The sequence below is a fragment of the Xenorhabdus hominickii genome (assembly GCF_002632725.1).
GTDB classification, from domain to species: domain Bacteria; phylum Pseudomonadota; class Gammaproteobacteria; order Enterobacterales; family Enterobacteriaceae; genus Xenorhabdus; species Xenorhabdus hominickii.
Genome location: NZ_NJAI01000001.1, coordinates 477,566 through 499,273, shown reverse-complemented (window position 1 = coordinate 499,273; position 21,708 = coordinate 477,566). Strand labels below are relative to the sequence as shown.

General features: G+C 43.8%; 14 protein-coding genes. 10 read left to right on the top strand and 4 right to left on the bottom strand.

The genetic code is table 11. The features are described from left to right. The first annotated feature begins 12 nt into the window (after positions 1-12). The 8 genes from nusA to Xhom_RS02085 all read left to right on the top strand — a co-directional run bounded on the left by nusA (position 13) and on the right by Xhom_RS02085 (position 11,874). Complete coding sequence (gene nusA, locus Xhom_RS02120; protein WP_069317199.1) at positions 13-1,521, top strand: transcription termination factor NusA; 1,509 nt, start codon at positions 13-15, stop codon at positions 1,519-1,521. Between the two features lie 25 nt (positions 1,522-1,546). Next, on the top strand, positions 1,547-4,324 hold the full coding sequence (infB, locus tag Xhom_RS02115) for a translation initiation factor IF-2 (RefSeq protein ID WP_069317198.1): 2,778 nt from the start codon (positions 1,547-1,549) through the stop codon (positions 4,322-4,324). 75 nt (positions 4,325-4,399) lie between these two features. After that, positions 4,400-4,810, top strand: a complete 411-nt coding sequence (gene rbfA / locus Xhom_RS02110) for a 30S ribosome-binding factor RbfA (protein WP_069317197.1) — start codon at positions 4,400-4,402, stop codon at positions 4,808-4,810. After that, positions 4,810-5,757: a tRNA pseudouridine(55) synthase TruB gene (gene truB, locus Xhom_RS02105; protein WP_069317196.1), complete on the top strand. Its 948-nt coding sequence runs from the start codon at positions 4,810-4,812 to the stop codon at positions 5,755-5,757. The genes rbfA and truB overlap by 1 nt, the downstream gene beginning before the upstream one ends. Before the next feature lie 176 nt (positions 5,758-5,933). Next, positions 5,934-6,203 (top strand): 30S ribosomal protein S15, encoded by a 270-nt coding sequence (rpsO, locus tag Xhom_RS02100; RefSeq protein ID WP_069317195.1) that lies wholly within the window; start codon positions 5,934-5,936, stop codon positions 6,201-6,203. A 361-nt stretch (positions 6,204-6,564) separates the two neighbouring features. Continuing rightward, complete coding sequence (gene pnp, locus Xhom_RS02095) at positions 6,565-8,703, top strand: polyribonucleotide nucleotidyltransferase (RefSeq protein ID WP_069317194.1); 2,139 nt, start codon at positions 6,565-6,567, stop codon at positions 8,701-8,703. Between the two features lie 142 nt (positions 8,704-8,845). After that, positions 8,846-9,730 (top strand): lipoprotein NlpI, encoded by an 885-nt coding sequence (gene nlpI / locus Xhom_RS02090; protein ID WP_069317193.1) that lies wholly within the window; start codon positions 8,846-8,848, stop codon positions 9,728-9,730. 170 nt (positions 9,731-9,900) lie between these two features. Continuing rightward, positions 9,901-11,874, top strand: coding sequence for a DEAD/DEAH family ATP-dependent RNA helicase (locus Xhom_RS02085; RefSeq protein ID WP_069317192.1), 1,974 nt, complete (start codon positions 9,901-9,903; stop codon positions 11,872-11,874). Between the two features lie 136 nt (positions 11,875-12,010). Here the strand turns inward: Xhom_RS02085 and Xhom_RS02080 are convergent, their stop codons facing one another. The 4 genes from Xhom_RS02080 to Xhom_RS02065 form a co-directional block, all read right to left on the bottom strand. Continuing rightward, a complete protein-coding gene (locus tag Xhom_RS02080; RefSeq protein WP_069317191.1) occupies positions 12,011-12,418 on the bottom strand; it encodes a hypothetical protein in 408 nt (135 codons plus the stop codon). Between the two features lie 54 nt (positions 12,419-12,472). Then, positions 12,473-13,195, bottom strand: a complete 723-nt coding sequence (gene btsR / locus Xhom_RS02075) for a two-component system response regulator BtsR (protein WP_198148785.1) — start codon at positions 13,193-13,195, stop codon at positions 12,473-12,475. Beyond that, positions 13,196-14,893, bottom strand: a complete 1,698-nt coding sequence (locus Xhom_RS02070) for a sensor histidine kinase (RefSeq protein WP_069317189.1) — start codon at positions 14,891-14,893, stop codon at positions 13,196-13,198. It lies immediately after the preceding gene. Between the two features lie 208 nt (positions 14,894-15,101). Then, positions 15,102-18,137 carry an inverse autotransporter beta domain-containing protein gene (locus Xhom_RS02065; protein WP_069317188.1) on the bottom strand — a complete coding sequence of 1,012 codons (3,036 nt, stop codon included), beginning with the start codon at positions 18,135-18,137 and terminating at the stop codon, positions 15,102-15,104. A 906-nt stretch (positions 18,138-19,043) separates the two neighbouring features. Here Xhom_RS02065 and Xhom_RS02060 point away from each other — a divergent pair. Together Xhom_RS02060 and Xhom_RS02055 are read left to right on the top strand one after the other, a co-directional pair. After that, positions 19,044-19,637: a tyrosine-type recombinase/integrase gene (locus tag Xhom_RS02060; protein ID WP_069317187.1), complete on the top strand. Its 594-nt coding sequence runs from the start codon at positions 19,044-19,046 to the stop codon at positions 19,635-19,637. Between the two features lie 1,093 nt (positions 19,638-20,730). Next, the gene (locus tag Xhom_RS02055) at positions 20,731-21,702 is read left to right on the top strand and encodes an HlyD family secretion protein (RefSeq protein ID WP_069317186.1); all 972 of its coding nucleotides are present in this window, start codon (positions 20,731-20,733) and stop codon (positions 21,700-21,702) included. The last annotated feature ends 6 nt before the right edge of the window (positions 21,703-21,708 follow it).

The following is a 21,708-nucleotide window of genomic DNA, read 5'->3' as shown; positions in this document are numbered from 1 at the left end:
GAGGCAACTAGGATGAATAAAGAAATTCTGGCTGTTGTGGAGGCGGTTTCTAATGAAAAATCTCTCCCTCGCGAAAAAATCTTCGAAGCATTAGAGATTGCACTGGCGACAGCCACCAAGAAAAAGTATGAGCAGGAAATAGACGTTCGTGTTTGCATCGATCGTAAATCCGGTGATTTTGATACCTTTCGTCGTTGGGTAGCAGTAGATGAAGTGACTCTACCAACCCGTGAAATCACATTGGAAGCTGCAAAATATGAAGACCCAGAAATTGAACTGGGTGATTATATTGAAGACCAAATTGAATCAGTAACTTTTGACCGCATCACGACCCAGACGGCAAAGCAGGTTATCGTACAGAAAGTACGTGAAGCTGAGCGGGCTATGGTTGTGGATCAGTTCCGTGAGCAACAAGGCGAAATCGTAACTGGCCAAGTCAAAAAAGTGAACCGCGAAAATATTACTCTGGATTTGGGTAATAATGCAGAAGCGGTTATTTTGCGTGAAGACATGTTACCACGTGAAAACTTCCGTCCGGGTGACCGCGTTCGCGGTGTTCTGTATGATGTTCGCCCTGAAGCACGTGGTGCACAACTTTTCATCACACGTTCTCGTCCAGAAATGCTGGTTGAACTGTTCCGCATTGAAGTACCTGAGATTGGTGAAGAGATTATTGAGATCAAAGCTGCTGCCCGTGATCCGGGTTCTCGTGCGAAGATCGCAGTGAAAACTAACGATAAGCGTATTGATCCGGTTGGTGCCTGCGTAGGTATGCGTGGCGCAAGGGTTCAGGCCGTTTCCAGCGAGCTGGGCGGTGAAAGAATTGACATCGTGTTGTGGGATGATAACCCTGCACAGTTTGTCATTAATGCAATGGCTCCGGCAGATGTTGCATCTATCGTGGTTGACGAAGACAACTGCACAATGGATGTTGCCGTAGAAAACAGTAATCTTGCTCAGGCGATTGGTCGCAATGGTCAAAACGTTCGTCTGGCAGCACAGCTGTTGAAAAAACATCGTGGTGATGACAAGTGGGAACTGAATGTCATGACTGCGGAAGAGCTGCAAGCAAAACATCAGGCAGAAGCACATGCTTCTATTGATACATTTACCAAGCATCTCGACATTGATGAAGATTTCGCCACCGTATTGGTCGAGGAAGGCTTCTCTACACTGGAAGAATTGGTTTATGTACCAATCAATGAACTTCTGGCAGTAGAAGGCCTTGATGAGGAAACCGTTGAAGTTCTTCGTGAACGTGCAAAAGCGGCCTTGACGACGCTGGAACTGGCTCAAAAAGAGAGCCTTGGTGATCAGCAACCTGCCGAAGATTTATTGAATCTGCCTGGCATGGAGCGTACTTTGGCGTTTGACCTGGCTGCCCGTGGCATCTGTACTCTGGAAGATCTTGCAGAGCAGGGTATCGACGACTTATCTGATATCGAAGGACTGAGTGATGAGAAAGCAGGAGAACTCATTATGGCAGCCCGTAATATCTGTTGGTTTGGCGATGATGCATAAATAAACTGTAGCAGGAAGGAACAGAATGACAGAGGTAACCGTAAAATTACTGGCAGAAGAGATCCAGACATCGGTAGAACGTCTAACCCAGCAGTTCGCTGATGCTGGCATTCAGAAAACCGCAACTGACTCTGTTTCCCAGAAAGAAAAAGAAGCTTTGCTGGCCCACTTGAACCGCGAACAAGGTGGTTCTGGCGGCCAGCCAGGTAAATTGACATTACAGCGTAAAACACGTAGTACACTGAACGTTCCTGGCACCGGTGGCAAAAGTAAATCGGTAGCGATTGAAGTCCGTAAAAAACGCACATATGTAAACCGTGATGCCGTTGAACAGGCTAAAACGGAAGAACAGGCGAAGCGTGAAGCGGAAGAGCAGGCTCGGCGCGAGGCAGAAGAGAAGGCGCGGCTTGAAGCTGAAGCGAAAAAACTCGCGGAAGAGCAAGCTAAATGTGAAGCTGAAGAAAAGGCTAAGCATGAAGCAAACGAGAGCGCTCAACGTGTAGCAGAAGAAAAAGCCAAGCGTGAAGAGGCTAAACTGCCTCAGCGTGAGGCGGCGGAAAAAGAAAAAGTGACTAAGCAACATACCGAAAACAAACAAAAATCAGTTCAGACTGATTCTGCGGCGCAAAATGAAAAAGCGCGTCGTGAAGCCGAAGCAGCAGATTTAAAACGCAAAGCTGAAGAAGAAGTACGCCGTAAGGTTGAAGCTGAAGCGAAACGTGTTGCAGAAGAAGCGCGTCGAATGGCAGAAGAAAAGAAAGACGAATGGTCTTCTAAAGAAAAAGAAACTGAAAGCACTGAGAGTAGTGACTATCATGTAACGACATCCCGTCATGCCCGTGACGCGGAAGATGAAAATGACGCCAAAGTTGAAGGCGATCGCCGTTCCCGCACCCGTGGTGGCAAAGCAGCCCGCCAGAAGAAGAATAATAAACATTCTGAATCGAAAGCTGATCGTGAAGAAGCGCGTGCAGTAGGCCGTACCAAAGGCAAACAGCGTAAGAGCACCTTACAGCAAAGCTTCACCAAACCTGTTGCAGCCGTTAACCGTGATGTCGTAATTGGTGAAACAATTACTGTTGCTGAATTAGCTAACAAAATGGCTGTCAAAGGTTCCCAAGTCATCAAAACCATGATGAAGATGGGTGCAATGGTGACCATTAACCAAGTTATCGATCAAGAAACTGCGCAAATGGTTGCCGAAGAAATGGGGCACAAAGTTATCCTGCGTCGTGAAAACGAGCTGGAAGAAGCGCTGATGAGTGATCGTGATACCGGGGAAACTCTGGCTGAATCTCGTGCACCGGTTGTTACCATCATGGGGCACGTTGACCATGGTAAAACCTCTTTGCTGGACTATATCCGTTCCACGAAAGTGGCTTCTGGAGAAGCGGGTGGTATTACTCAGCACATCGGTGCATATCACGTGCAAACCGATAAAGGCATGGTTACCTTCTTGGATACCCCAGGCCATGCTGCGTTTACCTCCATGCGTGCACGTGGTGCTAAAGCAACGGATATCGTTGTTCTGGTTGTGGCAGCGGATGATGGTGTGATGCCTCAGACCATCGAAGCCGTTCAACATGCTAAAGCAGCCAACGTACCGGTTGTTGTTGCTGTGAACAAGATCGACAAGCCAGAAGCTGATCCGGATCGTGTGAAAAACGAACTGTCTCAGTACGGCATTATTCCAGAAGATTGGGGCGGTGAAACTCAGTTCATCAATGTATCTGCTAAAGCAGGTATCGGCATTGATGAATTGTTGGAAGCAATCTTGCTTCAGGCTGAAGTCCTTGAACTGCAAGCCGTACGTACTGGTATGGCGAATGGTGTGGTCATTGAATCGTTCCTGGATAAAGGCCGTGGCCCAGTTGCGACCATTCTGGTTCAGTCTGGTACTCTGAACAAAGGCGACATCGTCCTGTGTGGCTTCGAATATGGCCGTATCCGTGCGATGCGTAATGAGCTTGGCCTTGAAGTCATGTCTGCAGGTCCATCTATTCCAGTAGAAATTCTTGGTCTGTCCAACGTTCCATCTGCGGGTGATGAAGCGACCGTTGTTCGTGATGAGAAAAAAGCGCGTGAAGTTGCTCTGTATCGTCAGGGTAAATTCCGTGAAGTGAAACTGGCTCGTCAGCAGAAATCTAAACTGGAAAACATGTTTGCTAACATGGAAGAAGGTAAGGTATCTGAACTGAACATCGTTCTGAAAACTGATGTTCAGGGTACATGTGAAGCAATTTGTGATTCATTGCTGAAACTGTCTACTGATGAAGTCAAAGTGAAAATCATCGGTTCTGGCGTGGGTGGTATCACCGAGACTGATGCAACACTGGCTGCTGCATCGAACGCAATCATTCTGGGCTTTAACGTTCGTGCAGATGCTTCAGCGCGTCGCATTATCGAAAGCGAAAGCGTGGATCTGCGTTATTACTCCGTTATCTATAGTCTGATTGATGAAATCAAACAGGCAATGAGCGGTATGTTGGCACCTGAATACAAACAGCAGATCATGGGTCTTGCCGAAGTCCGTGACGTATTTAAGTCACCGAAATTTGGTGCTGTAGCTGGTTGTATGGTGACAGAAGGTGTCATCAAACGTAATAATCCGATCCGTGTCCTACGTAATAACGTGGTTATCTATGAAGGTGAGTTGGAATCTCTGCGCCGCTTTAAGGACGACGTAAACGAAGTCCGTAATGGTATGGAATGTGGTATCGGTGTGAAGAACTACAATGATGTCCGTGTTGGCGATATGATTGAAGTCTTTGAAGTGATCGAAGTTAAACGCACCATCGATTAATACCATTATCTACCCAATAGATTCATTCCATTCTTGGGGGGCTTAATGCCCCCCAAAATGTCAGGAGATATAACAATGGCAAGAGAATTCAGTCGTACTCAACGCGTTGCTCAAGAAATGAAAAAAGAGATTGCCATCATTTTACAGCGCGAAGTCAAAGATCCCCGTATAGGAATGGCGACCGTCTCTGGTGTTGAGGTTTCCCGCGATTTGGCTTATGCCAAAGTATTTGTGACCTTTCTGAACGTACTGGTACAAGACCATGATTCAAATATGGTCAATGACGGTATCAAGGCATTGAACGAAGCCTCTGGTTTTATTCGTTCCCTGCTGGGTAAAGCGATGCGTCTGCGTGTTATCCCTGAATTGACGTTTTCTTACGACAGTTCATTAGTGGAAGGGATGCGTATGTCTAACTTAGTTAGCAACGTTGTGAAAAATGATGAACAGCGTCGCGCATCTGCGGATCACAATGAGGAAAAGTGATGGGGCGCCGTCGTAAAGGCCGTGCGATTCACGGTGTATTGCTGCTGGACAAGCCGCAGGATATTTCCTCCAATGATGCGTTGCAGAAAGTAAGGCGCATTTTCAATGCCAGCAAAGCTGGTCATACAGGCGCACTGGATCCGTTAGCAACAGGCATGCTACCGATTTGTCTTGGTGAAGCGACTAAATTTTCCCAATTCTTGCTGGATTCTGATAAACGCTACCGGGTGATAGCCCGTTTGGGACAGCGTACGGATACTTCGGATTCACATGGGACAATCATTAGTGAACGCGGAGTACAAATTACCCAATCTCAGCTTGATGCAGCCTTGGATACCTTCCGTGGTGATACCATGCAAGTACCTTCCATGTACTCTGCATTGAAACATCAGGGAAAACCGCTGTACGAATATGCTCGCCAAGGAATTGAAGTTGAACGGGAAGCACGTCCTATCACCGTTTACGAATTGCAATTCATTCGCTGGGAAGGGGATGAATTAGAGCTGGAAATACACTGTTCCAAGGGAACTTACATCCGCACTATCATTGATGACTTGGGTGAACTTTTGGGCTGTGGTGCGCATGTGATTTACCTGCGTCGTCTACAGGTCGCCAATTACCCTAACCAACGAATGGTGACACTGGAACAGTTATATGAATTAAAGCAACAAGCTGAAGCTCAAGAAATTGAACCGGGCGCGTTGCTGGATCCATTGCTGTTGCCGATAGATTCCGCAGTAGCCCATTTCCCTGTGATTCACTTGGCATCCGTCGTTGCCTCCTATTTTAAACAGGGACAACCTGTTCGAAGCGGACACAATTTGGCTTCAGATGAATGGGTGCGAGTTATCGAAGGTGATGAAAATAAATTCATTGGCATTGCGGTAATTGACGATGATGGGCTGGTGGCTCCACGTCGTCTGGTTGTTGAAACCGAAATTGAATAATGATAGCGACCGACAAGGAATTTGAAACAGACAAATTACGTAAGAGCAGGAAAATGGCAACAATTGTGCTGTCTTGCGCTTCACCTATTTGCAGCGTAGAATACCGCGTCTATATATGAGTGGCTGAATTAGAGATCGGCACTCGTCATTTTAAACTAAATATTTGGAGTTATACTATGTCTCTAAGCACTGCTGTAAAAGCGCAGATTATTGCTGATTTTGGCCGTGGCGCCAACGACAGTGGTTCCAGCGAAGTTCAGGTTGCACTGCTGACTGCTGATATCAACCAGCTGCAAGGTCACTTTGCTGAGCATAAAAAAGATCACCACAGCCGTCGTGGTCTGCTGAGAATGGTTGCACAGCGTCGTAAGCTGTTGAACTACCTGAAGCGTAAAGATTTGGCTCGTTACACTTCACTGATTGAGCGTCTGGGACTGCGTCGCTAATCGATGAGTTTCAGTGGAAAGGGGGCCTAAGCGGGCCCCTTTTCTTCTAGGAAACGGTGTAGATAAACTTAAACATTGTTTCTAAGAGTATTATTTCTAAGAGCATAGTTTCTAAGAATACTGTTTCTAAAAGTTTGAATCTCTTCGGCTACAGTGACTCGCGCGGCTAATGAGAGTACTTAAAAGAAAATATCCAATGATTTCAAATTGCTTTGTGGCAGCAATAAACGGGCTAGGCAACAAAAAGCAATGTGAAAGATGAAGGAATAAGCACTGTCATTAGTCGTGAGGGTGTAGCAATAAGAGAAACTCCATTGTTGCTGAATCTTAAAATCGGCAACACTAACAAAGGAAAATTATTTTGCTGAATCCGATAGTTCGTAAATTTCAGTATGGTCAGCACACTGTGACCATTGAAACCGGCATGATGGCTCGTCAAGCGACAGCAGCTGTTATGGTAAATATGGATGACACCGCGGTATTTGTAACCGTAGTGGGTCAGAAAAAAGTTAAAGCAGGTCAGGATTTCTTTCCTTTGACTGTTAACTATCAGGAGCGTACTTACGCTGCTGGTCGTATTCCGGGAAGTTTCTTTCGTCGTGAAGGCCGTCCAGGAGAAGGCGAAACGTTAGTAGCCCGTCTGATTGACCGTCCTCTGCGTCCTCTGTTCCCAGAAGGTTTCCTGAACGAAATTCAAATCATCGCGACAGTGGTTTCTGTTAACCCTCAGGTAAACCCTGATATTGTTGCCATGATCGGTGCCTCTGCGGTACTGGCGTTGTCTGGCATTCCATTCAATGGCCCAATTGGTGCTGCGCGCGTTGGTTACATCAATGACCAGTACGTACTGAACCCAACCAGCGATGAACTGAAACACAGTAGTCTGGATCTGGTCGTTGCAGGTACGGCAGGTGCGGTATTGATGGTAGAATCCGAAGCGGATCTGCTGACTGAAGAACAAATGCTGGGTGCAGTTGTATTTGGTCACGAGCAACAGCAAATTGTGATTGATAACATCAACTCACTGGCTGCTGAAGCAGGCAAAGATAAATGGGACTGGTCGCCAGAGCAAATCAACCAGCCACTGCATGACCGTATTGCTGAACTGGCTGAAAGCCGTCTGGGCGATGCTTACCGCATTACTGAGAAGCAGGAACGTTACGCTCAGGTTAATATTATCAAAGAAGAAGTTTCTGCGTTGGTTCTGGCTGAAGCGGCTGAAAAAGGCACTGAACTGGATGAGGGCGAAGTTCTTGACGTTCTGTCTGTGCTGGAGAAAAACGTTGTTCGTGGTCGTGTTCTGCGTGGCGAGCCTCGTATTGATGGCCGTGAAAAAGACATGGTACGTGCTTTGGACGTTCGTACTGGCGTATTGCCACGTACTCATGGTTCATCTCTGTTCACCCGTGGTGAAACTCAGTCACTGGTTTCTGCAACTCTGGGTACAGAGCGTGATGCACAAGTTATCGATGAACTGATGGGTGAGCGTACAGACCGCTTCCTGTTCCATTATAACTTCCCTCCATACTGCGTGGGTGAAACAGGTATGGTCGGTTCACCAAAACGTCGTGAAATTGGTCACGGTCGTTTGGCGAAACGTGGCGTATTGGCTGTGATGCCAAATGCCAACGAATTCCCGTATACCGTTCGTGTTGTGTCTGAAATCACTGAATCTAACGGTTCTTCTTCTATGGCTTCCGTCTGTGGCGCTTCACTGGCGCTGATGGATGCGGGCGTGCCGATTAAAGCAGCTGTTGCTGGTATCGCAATGGGCCTGGTAAAAGAAGGTGATAACTTTGTTGTTCTGTCTGACATTCTGGGTGACGAAGATCATCTGGGCGACATGGACTTTAAAGTTGCAGGTAGCCGTGATGGTATTAGTGCACTGCAAATGGACATCAAAATTGAAGGTATTACCCGTGAGATCATGCAGATTGCCTTGAATCAGGCAAAAGGTGCCCGTCTGCACATCCTTAATGTGATGGAGCAGGCTATTCAGGGTCCACGTAATGATATCTCTGAATTTGCACCACGCATTCACACCATCAAGATCAATCCAGACAAGATCAAAGATGTGATTGGTAAAGGTGGCTCTGTGATCCGAGCGTTGACAGAAGAAACCGGCACCACCATTGAAATTGAAGATGATGGTACAGTGAAGATTGCGGCAACTGACAGTGATAAAGCCCGTCACGCTATCAGCCGTATTGAAGAAATCACTGCTGAAGTTGAAGTTGGCCGCATCTATAATGGTAAAGTCACTCGTATCGTTGATTTTGGTGCATTTGTTGCTATTGGTGGTGGTAAAGAAGGTCTGGTACACATTTCTCAGATCGCGGACAAACGTGTAGAGAAAGTCACTGATTATCTGCAAGTTGGTCAGGAAGTTCCGGTAAAAGTACTGGAAATTGATCGCCAGGGACGTATCCGCCTGAGCATGAAAGAAGCAGTAACTACTACCGATGAAGCACCACAATCATCGGAATCATCAGTAGAATAAATTTGACGTAAAGAGCGGCGTCCTGTAAAAAGGACGCCGTTTATACCCAATAAGATTTCAAGTTACTTGAGATCTTATTGGGTATACAATGTGGGTGGAGTAATAGGGCATTCTAATTAATGTCTGACTTCGGGAGTAGGAAATGAATTCTTTTCTGCGCTGGTGTTACGTCGCAGCTATTTTTCTCCTTGTGGGATGTGGCAACACTGAGTGGCGTAAAAATGAAGTTATTGCTATTCCACTCCAACCAACATTGCAACAAGAGGTTATTCTGGCTCGCATGGAGCAAATACTTGCGAGTCGGTCACTCACAGAAGATGAGTATGCACAGCTTTTATATGAACGAGGTGTGCTGTATGATAGCCTAGGGCTGAGGGCATTGGCACAGAATGATTTTTCAGTGGCTTTGTCTATCCGTCCTGATATTCCTGAGATTTTTAATTATCTGGGAATTTACTCTACGCAGGCAGGTAATTTTAATGCTGCCTATGAAGCGTTTGATTCTGTTTTAGAGCTTGATCCAACTTACAACTACGCGCGAATGAATCGCGGCATTGCACTGTATTACGGTGGCCGTTATCGATTGGCGCAGGATGATCTGCAGGCGTTTTATCAAGACGATCCAAATGATCCCTTCCGTTCGTTGTGGTTGTACCTTGTGGAAGAAAAAATTGATCCTAAGGTTGCAATGACGAATTTGTCGCACCATTTTGACAAAGCGAACCGGGGGCTATGGGGCTGGAATATTGTTGAATTCTATTTGCGTAAAATCAATGAAAAAACATTGATGGAACGCCTGAAACAGGATTCAGCGGATAACACTTCGCTCGCTGAGCATCTCAGTGAAACTGACTTCTATTTAGGTAAACATTACCTAAGTCTGGGGGATGAGGATAACGCAGTTGCGTTATTCAAGCTGACGGTAGCTAACAATGTCCATAACTTTGTTGAGCACCGCTATGCATTGTTGGAATTGGCGTTACTAGGCCAAAGACAAGATGATTTATCGGGATCGAACCAACAATAGCTGACGAACATATTCACGACAGATTTTAAAGTCCACACCTTAAGAGGTGAGGACTTGTTTGTTCGTTTAATTACATAATTTGAGCCAGTTCACATTTTAAATGAAAATGACAGAAATTCTTTTCACTGTGTTATGTAAGCTGGCCGCCACGATTAATGAGGCACCATTACATGACCACTGAGACTGAAATCTCTTTTGCTGATTTAGGTTTATCAACACCTATTCTTTCTGCATTGGAAGACTTGGGCTACGAAAAACCTTCTCCTATTCAACAACAATGTATTCCTCACCTGCTGAACGGCTGTGACGTGCTGGGCATGGCACAGACGGGTAGTGGTAAAACTGCGGCATTCAGCTTGCCGTTACTGCATAACATTGATGCTGAACTTAAAGCTCCACAGATCCTTGTGTTAGCACCAACCCGTGAACTGGCGGTACAGGTTGCTGAAGCATGTTCAGAGTTTTCCAAACATATGCGCAACGTGAATGTTGTTGCACTGTACGGTGGACAGCGTTATGACGTTCAATTACGTGCATTGCGTCAGGGACCACAAGTTGTGGTGGGAACGCCAGGCCGTCTGCTGGATCACCTGAAACGTGGAACATTGGATCTGTCCAATCTGAAAGGTTTGGTATTGGATGAAGCCGACGAAATGTTGCGTATGGGCTTCATCGAAGATGTTGAAAACATCATGAGCCAGATCCCTGCTGAACATCAGACCGCTCTGTTCTCAGCAACTATGCCTGAAGCGATTCGCCGTATTACGCGTCGATTCATGAATAACCCACAAGAAGTCCGCATTCAGAGCAACGTGACAAACCGTCCTGATATCAGCCAGAGTTATTGGTCAGTTCACGGCATGCGCAAAAACGAAGCGCTGGTACGTTTCCTTGAAGCAGAAGATTTTGATGCTGCGATTATTTTCGTGCGTACCAAAAATGCAACGCTGGAAGTGGCAGAAGCATTGGAGCATAACGGTTACAACTCTGCTGCCCTGAATGGTGACATGAACCAGGCACTACGTGAGCAGACACTTGAGCGTCTGAAAGATGGCCGTTTAGACATTCTGATTGCAACTGATGTTGCCGCTCGTGGTCTGGATGTTGAGCGCATCAGCTTGGTTGTTAACTACGACATCCCAATGGATGCCGAATCTTACGTACACCGTATTGGTCGTACAGGCCGTGCAGGCCGTGCAGGCCGTGCCTTGCTGTTTGTTGAAAACCGTGAGCGTCGTTTGTTGCGTAACGTTGAACGTACCATGAAACTGACAATCCCAGAAGTTGAACTGCCAAATGCGGAACTTCTGAGTCAGCGTCGTCTGGAGAAATTTGCGGCTACGGTTCAGCAACAATTGGAAAGCAGCGATTTGGACCAATACCGCACGCTGTTGTCTAAGTTGGGTACTGGTGACGAGCTGGATATGGAAACACTGGCCGCAGCTCTGCTGAAAATGGCACAGGGTGAGCGTCCATTGATTCTGCCACCAGATCCAGTTCGCCGTCCTCGCCGTGAATTCAATGATCGTGATGACCGTCGTCGTAATAGCAATGGCAATGGCTTTGGTGAGCGCGATAGAAGCGACAGAGGCGACAGAGGCGACAGAAGTGATAGAGGTGACCGTCCTCGTCGTGAACGTCGTGACGTGGGTGACATGGAACTGTATCGCATTGAAGTTGGCCGCGATGATGGTGTTGAAGTCCGTCACATTGTGGGCGCAATTGCTAACGAAGGTGATATCAGCAGCCGTTATATCGGTAACATCAAACTATTCGCGACGCACTCCACAATTGAGCTGCCAAAAGGGATGCCAGGGGAAACACTGTCTCACTTCACCCGCACCCGTATTTTGAACAAACCATTGAACATGCAGTTGATGGGCGATGCACAGCCATTCGAACGTCGTGAGCGTCGTGGTGGTGGCCGTGGCGGTAATGGTGGCAACGGTAACGGTGGCGGCAATGGTGGTAATGGCCCACGTCGTGATCGCGATAGTGCTAGCAACAGCAATGGTGGTGGCCGCCGTTTTAACAATGAACGTCGTGGCGGTGGCGAGCGTGGTTCTTTCCGCGGTCGTAGCAACGATGATGTCAATGGTGGTGCACCACGTCGTCGTCCGAGCCAAAGCAACGGTAACGCATAATCACGCGGTGACATTCTAGTGAATGGCTTGATTAGCAGCTTCACGATTACGTTGAAAATATTGTAATCGTGATGCATTAAATAAAGCCCCTTCTCTTAATGGAGAAGGGGCTTTATTATTTGTGTCGTATGAATTTCTAATTGCGTTTAGGTAGGTTTTTTGGGATGCGTTTGCTCAATTCAGCTTTAGTTTCATTATCTGAAAGTAAGTGCTCACCTTGATGAATAACTACTTTCCTTATATGGCCGTTGAAACCAACGTGAGTAACTTCCTGTAAAATTCTTTCTTCTACAGAACACAGTCCATCTTCGCTTTGCTCTAATGGATGAATCAGTACTCGATGTTTTCGTTCGAAAAGGCGCTTAATACCTTTAAGAAAACCATGTTGATTGATCAAAGTATGTAACTGAAATACTGCATTATCAAACTCGCCGATAAGTAAACGTGACGTACTGAAACTCCCCTCAATTTTCAGTTCTTTCTGATTCTTGAGATTCTTCAGGATCATTCGGTTTGTTTTAATTTTGAGATAAAAATCTGCCACGAGCATTTCCTTAGTTTATTTTTCTTGTAGGGGCAGGAAATTATGCCTTAGCGATTAATTTAAACCCAATTCTTCTTTGAGGGGCTTAAGATAACGACGGCTGACCGGAATACGTGCATCATTACTCAGAACCAGTTCCGCTTGTCCATTTTCCACGAAAACAATCTCTCTTAACTGGGTCATATTAACAAGGTACTGACGATGGCAACGTGTCAGTGAAGTTCGTGTTTCCAAAGTACGCAAAGTTAACTCGGTAAAGCCTTCTTGCCCATTGGCACTCATGACATACACACCACTCAGCCGGGACGTGACATACAGTACATCGTCTAGCTGCATCAGCCATATCCGGCTGTGTCCTGTACAGGGAATGTATTTCAATTGCTCATCTTCGCGTTGCAGGTCGGCCAGATTTTGCTTTTGATAGCCAGAGCGCAGTCGTTGCAACGTCTTACTCAAACGTTCTTTTTCTAGCGGTTTTAATAAATAATCGAACGCATGTTCTTCAAAGGCTTGCACTGCATATTCATCAAATGCAGTCAAAAAGACAATATAAGGGCGATGCTCAGGGTCGAGCATACCTACCATTTCAAGTCCGGTAATACGGGGCATTTGGATATCAAGGAAAACAACATCGGGTTTCAGACGATGGATGGCACCAATCGCTTCCACCGCATTGGCGCATTCACCGATGATTTGGATATCCGTTTCCTCTTCCAGCAGACAACGTAGATTTTCACGAGCCAGAGGTTCATCATCAACAATCAATACATTCATTATTTACGCCGCTTTGTCAGCCTCTTTTTCCAATGGTAAACATAAAATGATACGGGTAAATTCCTCCGGTTGGCATTCAACATGCACACCGTAGTTTTCACCATAGCGAAGACGCAGACGTTTATCTACCAAACTCATCCCAAGTCCGTTACCCATGTGTTCTGGGCAGTAGAGTCCTGCATTATCTTCAATTTTGATTCTCAGCAGATTGGCATCCTGATGAGCACTGATCGTAATTCTTCCAGTCTCCAATAACTGTGACGTGCCATGCTTGATGGCATTTTCTACCATGGGTTGTAAGGAGAATGCCGGTAATTTTGCGTTGCGTAACAGTTCTGGTATTTCGATAGCAATCTGAAGATGTTCGCGGAAGCGAGCTTTCTCGATTTGTAAGTAAGCATTCACATGCTCTATTTCATTCTCCAAAGTCGCAATTTCTTCGGGCCGTTTTAAATTTTTGCGAAAGAACGTTGAAAGATATTGCACAAGCTGTCCTGCCTGTTGGCTATCCCGACGGATCACAGCTTGCAATGTATTCAGGGCATTAAACAAAAAGTGAGGATTTACTTGCGCGTGAAGTAGTTTCACCTCTGATTGCAATAAAGATTGTTTATTTCGTTCATACTGCCCGGCAAGAATTTGGGCAGAAAGCAGACTGGCAATGCCCTGACCCAATGTACGATTGATTGAACTGAATAAACGATTCTTGGTTTCGTAAAGTTTGATAGTGCCGATCACCTGTTGGTTTTCTCCTCGCAAAGGAATGACCAAAGCAGAACCCAGTTTGCAGCTAGGGCTGAGGGAGCAGCAATAAGGGGTCTCATTACCATCAGCATATACCACTTCGTTGTTTTCTATCGCACGATGTGATTGATTTGAAGCAATAGGCGTACCGGGTAAATGATGATCGGAGCCGATACCAATAAACGCCAGTAACTTTTCTCTGTCAGTGATTGCGACAGCCCCGATTTCCAACTCCTGATAGATAACTTTAGCGACCCGCATACTGTTATCTTCATTGAAACCTTTACGTAAAATACCTTCAGTACAGACTGCAATTTTTAAGGCTTGGGCAGAAAAGGCACTGGTATATTTTTCGAAAATAGCACGTCTATCCAAGAGGATACGGATAAACATCGCCGCGCCAATACTATTGGCGATGATCATGGGAGCGGCGATATCTTTCACCAAATTCAGTACTTCACTGAAAGGATTGGCAAGCAGCAGGATAATACACATTTGGGTGCATTCAGCAAAGAAAGTCACAATGGCGGCCGTCCATGGATTCAGCAGCTTATTAATCTGGCCTCGTTTCATCAGATAAATATGTACAAGGCCACCAAGCACACCTTCCACAAGGGTGGATATCATACAACTGAATGCCGTCATGCCTCCAAGTAAATAACGATGTAGACCCCCTGTAAGGCCTACCATCGCCCCTACCGTTGGGCCTCCGAGAAAACCACCCAGTACGGCCCCGATAGCGCGTGTATTGGCAATGGAGTCATTAACCTTTAACCCAAGGTACGTTCCCATAATGCAAAAGATGGAAAAAATAACGTAACACATCAGCTTATGTGGCAAGCGGAAGGTAACTTGCAGTAGGGGAATAAACAGAGGCGTTTTACTTAGCAGCCAAGCGATCACAAGATAGACACACATCTGCTGAAGTAATAACAAAACGAGGTTAAATTCGTACATATATTTTCATTGAGTGATTAATAACGATAAATAAATTTAAAATGCCATTATCAAAGGTTGTATTAAATGCCGTCAATAGACATCGGCAGAAGCACGTATTTATTCTCACGTAGTCAACAAAAAGGCAATTCGAAAGATGAAGGGAATAAATACCGAAGAATGCTCCGTCCCTTAACGGGACGGATTTTTCGCTATGAAATGAATGGTATTAGCTCTTGCAGCTAACGTAATCGAAGGTTGTATCTCTGATGACATGTGGATTGTAGCGGTCGATGGTCATCGAATAATGTCCGGTTACCGGACCTTTATCTTCTCGTCCTTGCTCCCCATTTGGATCTGTTCCTGGCGTTGAAGAACGATAGGCACGATGGTCTGGCCAGCCAAACATGTTTTGTATTTTATCTGGATAGGTTTGGCTCAGGCTGATCAATTCATCTTTTGTCGGTAGTTGTGCATTCATTAATTTCCTGCAATAGAATAATGCGCCTTCATGGGTACGGCGATGCCATACTTCACCATGTTCAGGATATACGGAATGTCCTACCTTATGTGAGCCGTCATCTGCCTCTGTTTGTAATTGTGGTCGTCTAAAAGTGACTCCATTTAGAGTTATAGTTTCAGCCATGTGCCCCCAAAAGTTTGCACTTGGAACGTCTGGGCTGGTAATTACAGTGAAAATAGCATCTTTCGATTCAGGTGCCACACTGCCATCTGCTTTGACAGACAGCGTTGTTTTCACGCCAAGTCCGTTCGGATCTGTCACAGAAATAGACAGCATACCTTGATCATCAGAGAAGTCTTGGTACTGCTTTAATTCACCATTGAGTAACACCGAAATTTTCTGAGAAACATCCTGCCGATTGAGCGCCTTGATGGCCTGAACTCTGATTGCCACATTCCGGACTAGCTGCCCGTGATTTAGTGTTTTGACTTTCAGGGTAATCGGTTCATTTCTCTTAACCTTATCGGCACTCATCGTGACGATGATATTATCGGCCAGTCCCCTGACAGAGCCTCCTTTTCCACTATCATGCGTATGATTGCCCAGTTCGGCATCCATGCTGGTATCAACGGTCTGGGTATTCCCGATGAGACCCATCGCATTTTGGGCTTGCACAGCAACCTCTTTCACCCTACCTGCATCTTCCTGTGTCAATGTATAGTTAGGGATTTTGCCAGACTCGGTGATCGTATTGCCTTTAGTCACATCAGTACTACCTTTGTTACCCCATATATAGCGGGATTTATCAGTTTTATCGCCGTGGTTTGCGTTAAAAGTATAGGTTGCACTGAGTTTTTGCCCCATCTCCAACTTGCCAGTTATGGCTAGATTTCTGACGAGCGGCGCGTCGGGATGCACAAATAGGACCTCTACGGGCTTGATATTGAGTCCATCCACTTCTGGTGTAATTTTCATTACCCCTATCTTTTCACCAGAAGTAAGCAAGGACTCATAGACACCCGGTTGGGTTTCTTTCATTTTTGCGATCTTCGGATCGCTGCCTTCTCCACTTAATCCACTGGTGACCAATTTGATCTTCGAGGCCATTCCGCTGATTGGTGCGTTATGTTTATCCTTTAAGATCAATGTCAGAAGGGTATTGGAGTGTCCATCCGCCAGCATTTCTTTATCTTTTGTCGTGAAGGTCGATTTGTCGGCACTGACTTCTGCGTTGAGTACCTGTACCTGCATTTCTACGCGTTTGGAAGCATTGCCGCGTTCATCGTAGGCAATAGCGCCCACAGTGTAGGTGTTATTACCTTGAGATTGATATTTCGGCAGGAGCAGTTGGTAGTTTGTACCACCTTTGTGTTTAATCTTACCGCCATTAATTAACAGGTCTTTTACGTCCCATTGGATATCTTTCAATCCATACTTACTGTTGACTCTGATATGAATAGCTTTGGTATCACCCGCATAGCCGACGACCAAATTATCGATAATCAGAGAGATCACTTCACGCTTGCGATATTCCAGAACGATCTGGTTATTGCGTTCCACCAAATCGTAGCGGCTACCTTGTAAAGTGCGGTTGAACGCTACGGCATCCGGATCAATTTGTTTTGACCACGGTGTGCCTATTTCATAGTTCAGGGTCAGATTAAACGAGGTTTCTCCACTGCCGGATGTCTCTTGTCTATGGTCAATACCGAAAGTCAGTAATGGAATGGGAGTATAATTAATCCCAGCAGTGAAAGCAGATGGATTCTTTCTGCGGTGGTCTTTATTTATTAATCCAACTTCATTACCGAAGTATTGTTCATATATCAAACTACCACCGAGTTGTGGCAAAACGGGTAAATAACCTTGAACTCTCAGGTCGAATCCATTGGCGGGACGTTCATCATAATCTGTCAAAAGTCGAGATTCTTTCCAGTCACTTAAACGGAGGTAGCCATTTGCGCCTAATTTCAGGTAATTGCGGGCGTATTCTGCACCGACACCTAAGCGGGTATTATTTCCGGTGAAATCATGGTCAAGGAAGGCGTTGTAACCTAGCATCCAATTGCTAAAAAAATGGCGCTGCCCTAAGCCAATATTGACAGTATTACGTTCATCAATACGGCGTAAGCCTAACTGGGTGAAAGCCAGATAGTTGTTGGTGTTATACAGCGGCAGTAGCATATCAAACTGGCTGCCACTCAGATGACCATGTCTGTCTACATTGACTTGAACGCGTGTTGTGCCATAGCGTCCCAGCCAATCTTGAATCTGTCGATTAGTTTCACCTATTGCCAGATTGCTTAATCGGTTTACTGCGTTATCCCCGATATTGTCGTTGGTTAGTAGCTGACCAACCTGAGAGGCTGCTTCAGCCAAACGAAGAGAGCTTTTATCTGTAGTCGACGTTTTGTCTAATAGCGTTTTATTCAATTGAGCGTAGTTAAAAGGTAGAAACTTATTGTGGCGCGGTTTAGGGATATCAATTTCGTCACCGATACCAAGTGCCATAAAAGGTTTGCTAAAGGTGCGTAGTTGATTGATCTCTTTCAGGTCAGAGACTGTTAAATCATAGCGTTTTGCGATGATATTGACTGTTTCTCCTGAGGCTAGAATATAAGGTTCTGTCGGTAGCACCAAATTTTCATTTTGAGAAGTCGTATGTGTTTTGGCGGTAGCGATAACGGGGGTAAATGCGCTCGCAGCCGGAAGCACAATTTGGGTGATAATGTTTACCCAGGCTACACGTTTCAGCAAATATTGCTGATTATGAAGCCACGGCTTATCGAATTTTTTGTTCATAGCTATAAACCTGTAACCATAAAAAATATCAGGCGACAACCAGCGGCAAACCTATCCATTTCAGGATATGTATTCGATTTAATACCAGTCATGAATCGTGTAATCGAAGAGGAAAACGCCAGGTAATGACGAATAAAAAGCTGACAACACGACATTGCCTGACCTGATATGTCACAAAATAGTTAAAAAATATGATGAATAGACAATAACTAGATTATTGATCTAGGTATTTTGTATTTTCAGGATTTTTATTCCAACATAAAATCATTTTTCGATCAATATAACTTTCGTTATCAATCATTCTAACTAAAACAGAAAATTGAAGAGAAAATGGGAATTTAGTGGAGTCAGCCGTTTTTTGATAGTTAAAATATTTTTTATTTAATTAGTGATTAAAAAACAAATAGTTATCATTTTTATTTGGATTGTTTTGAAGTTTTTAGATTGATCAAAATAAAAACAATACAAAATATAAGAGAATATGATTGGTTAGCTTATTGTTGTTAGCAAATCTTTACTTTCGTTTTACCTTTCTTTTTTCTAATCGCTGGCGAGTTATTTAAAATTCGGAAAATAGATATCAAATAACATTTCATAATTTAATAAATCAGAATGGCAGAACTGTTCATCGTTCTTTACAACCATTTATTGTGCTTTTTGTGATTAAGATATTATTTATATTCTGCAAAATTGTACTTAGGTAATATAATTAATAAAGTTAAAATTCTTTATGTGGTCGATCAAAAAACAATCATTCAAACCTTTTTAATTAATATTCCTTTATCAGGAGGAATTTTATTGCCGTGAGAATGATAAACATAAAGATATTCTTATCATGTCGGTATTCTGTTCAAACAGAAGGTGTGAAATTGGAGTAGTGCTAGATTAGTTTTATTGGAGATTGTCATGAGAAAATACATCACACAAGACGAATGGAAGCGTGTTTTTGCTGTACTAACTAATTCTGTAAATAAAGAGCGCGATCAGTGTTTATTGTACCTAACTTATATCCATGGCCTACGTGTGAGTGAGCTGACTTCATTAAAAGTCTCCGATATTGATATCGCAGGGAGAACCATTTATATAAAGCGATTAAAGAATGGATTTTCGACAACACATCCTATATCAACAACGGAAAAAGAGTTGATTTTAAAATGGCTTAAAATCAGAAATAGTAATCAGGTATATCGCGTCTCTTCGTGGTTATTTCCTTCACGCAAGGGCAGTAAACTATCGCGCCAGTGGGTTCATGTATTAATGGGACGATACGGGGAACAGGCAGGATTATCGATCAAATTACATCCACATAAATTGCGTCATTCCTGTGGTTTTGAACTGGCCAATCAGGGGTTGGATACCCGATTAATTCAAGATTATTTAGGGCATAGGAATATACGCCATACTATGCATTATACCGCTAGTAATCCAGTGCGGTTTCAGAAAGCATGGCAACATAATCAAAAGCTAAAAATTGATGGCGGAAAATATATCACTACTTAATAACTCATTAAATTTAAAGATATTTATGGTCGCATTTGTACCATTTCCCACTCTGGGTTTATCAAGTTTTATCTGCAAATCGTGCTTATCACCTGAATAGGAAAAATATTCTCGTTATATACAAAAAAGATACCGGACAGATCACAGTGATCTTTCCGGTTTTTGATCTATTTCCGTCATGCTATAACCCTATTTGGAACGTAATAATGACAATTATTATACAAGCAAGGATATTTTATTTTAGATTGTTAACTATTTGAAAGATATTATTCTAGATAGTGATGATCATTATTTTTTTACGCTAAATTGAAAAATTCACAAATAATATTTATTTTTAACTTTGTCCTAATGTCTATTTACTGGATTGCCATTGATAAAAAATACCTAGGTAAAATTCACATTACAGTAAAATGGCACTCATCTATTCTTTAAAGTAATACATAAATATTTTTTTTGATAAATATAAAATTGCAATGTGAAAATTTATTGCATAATAAAACCTTACTACTGGAGCTGTTTTTATGGATTTATTCGTAATCAAGTCCGATCTTGAATAAAAATGATATTAATATTAATTAATATAAACAAGAAATAATTGTAAATAATATAATATTTAATTGTTATTATGGTAACGCAGTGTTTCTATGTAACAGCCGCCGTTATTTCCTATTAATCTAATTAACATAAATATTATTTAACTAATTATTTTGTTATTTAATTAATTATTTTGTTGTTTACTATTTTTAATTTGAACGATGATATGCTAACCATATTGCAATTTTATGAAATATAATTCTATTTATGTATCTTTTTTTCTTATTTTCATTATTAAATAATTTTAATTTTTATTATGTTGATATTTATAACTGATATAAGAGTATTTGGCAGAGAAATGCTAAGGTTTAAGCGATGTTTAATATTTAGACTATATTGTGCTGTTTATTATGCTCTGATTAGGGCTTCCTGCTCGTCAGTGATCAAGTGATCAAACGCACGAATCTCTAAAAATAATCATCTTCAGTAATGTCACACTACGTTACCTATTTTATAGAGAACTTTGACCTGATAGTACGCTTGGAGCTTACAGAACATAATGAAGAAAAGAACACTTTTCACAATATTATTAATTATTTTCCTGATCGCAATAGCAGTACTTTTCCGCTCCCACAGCCAAGAGCTGTTGTTACAGGGTGAAGTCGATGCGCCGGAAGTTATCGTTGCTTCCAAAGCCAGTGGTCGAGTCATTGAGCTTCATGTTGGGCGAGGGGATGAAGTCAAATCAGGGCAACTGATGGTGAGCCTCGATAGTCCTGAGCTAGCCGCTAAAGTTGCTGCAGCGGAAGCCAAACGCGATCAGGCTAAGGCAACATTTGAGTTATCCCTGCATGGAACGCGTGAGGAGAATATCCGCGATTTAGAGGCTGAGTTTGTGCAAGCTCAATCAGAGTATAAAAATGCACAACGTAAAGTTGTCCGCCTCAGTAATATGTCAACTAAAGGCTATGTATCTACCAGTGAATTGGATGATGAACGCAATAAACGCGATGTCAACTATCAGAAAATGTTGGGGGCTAAAGCGAAACTAGATGAAGGGAAAAACGGTGATCGTGTCGAATTACGGCAACAGCACCAGGCAGAGCTGAATGAAGCAGAAGAAACACTGCGTGAGTTGAAAATTCAGAGTGAGGATTTACAGGTTAAAGCGCCTGTTGATGGTGAAGTTGGGCCATTACCGGCAGAAGTTGGCCAATTCTTTAACGCTAATAGCCCACTGGCAACATTGGTGCGTATTCCACAAAATTACTTTGTCTACAGCCTGCGCGAAGATATTCTGGCGAAAGTTCACAAGGGCGACAAGATTAAATTGCGTGTGCCTGCACTGGATAATAAAGAGATTGAGGCTGAAATCCGTTATATCGCGCCGATGGGGGATTACGCGACAAAACGCGCAACTCGGGCGACAGGGGATTTTGACCTGAGAACGTTTGAAGTTCGGTTATACCCATTGCAACCCGTTGATGGATTGCGTTCTGGTATGAGTGCATTGTGGCTCTGGGATAAGTAAGGTGGC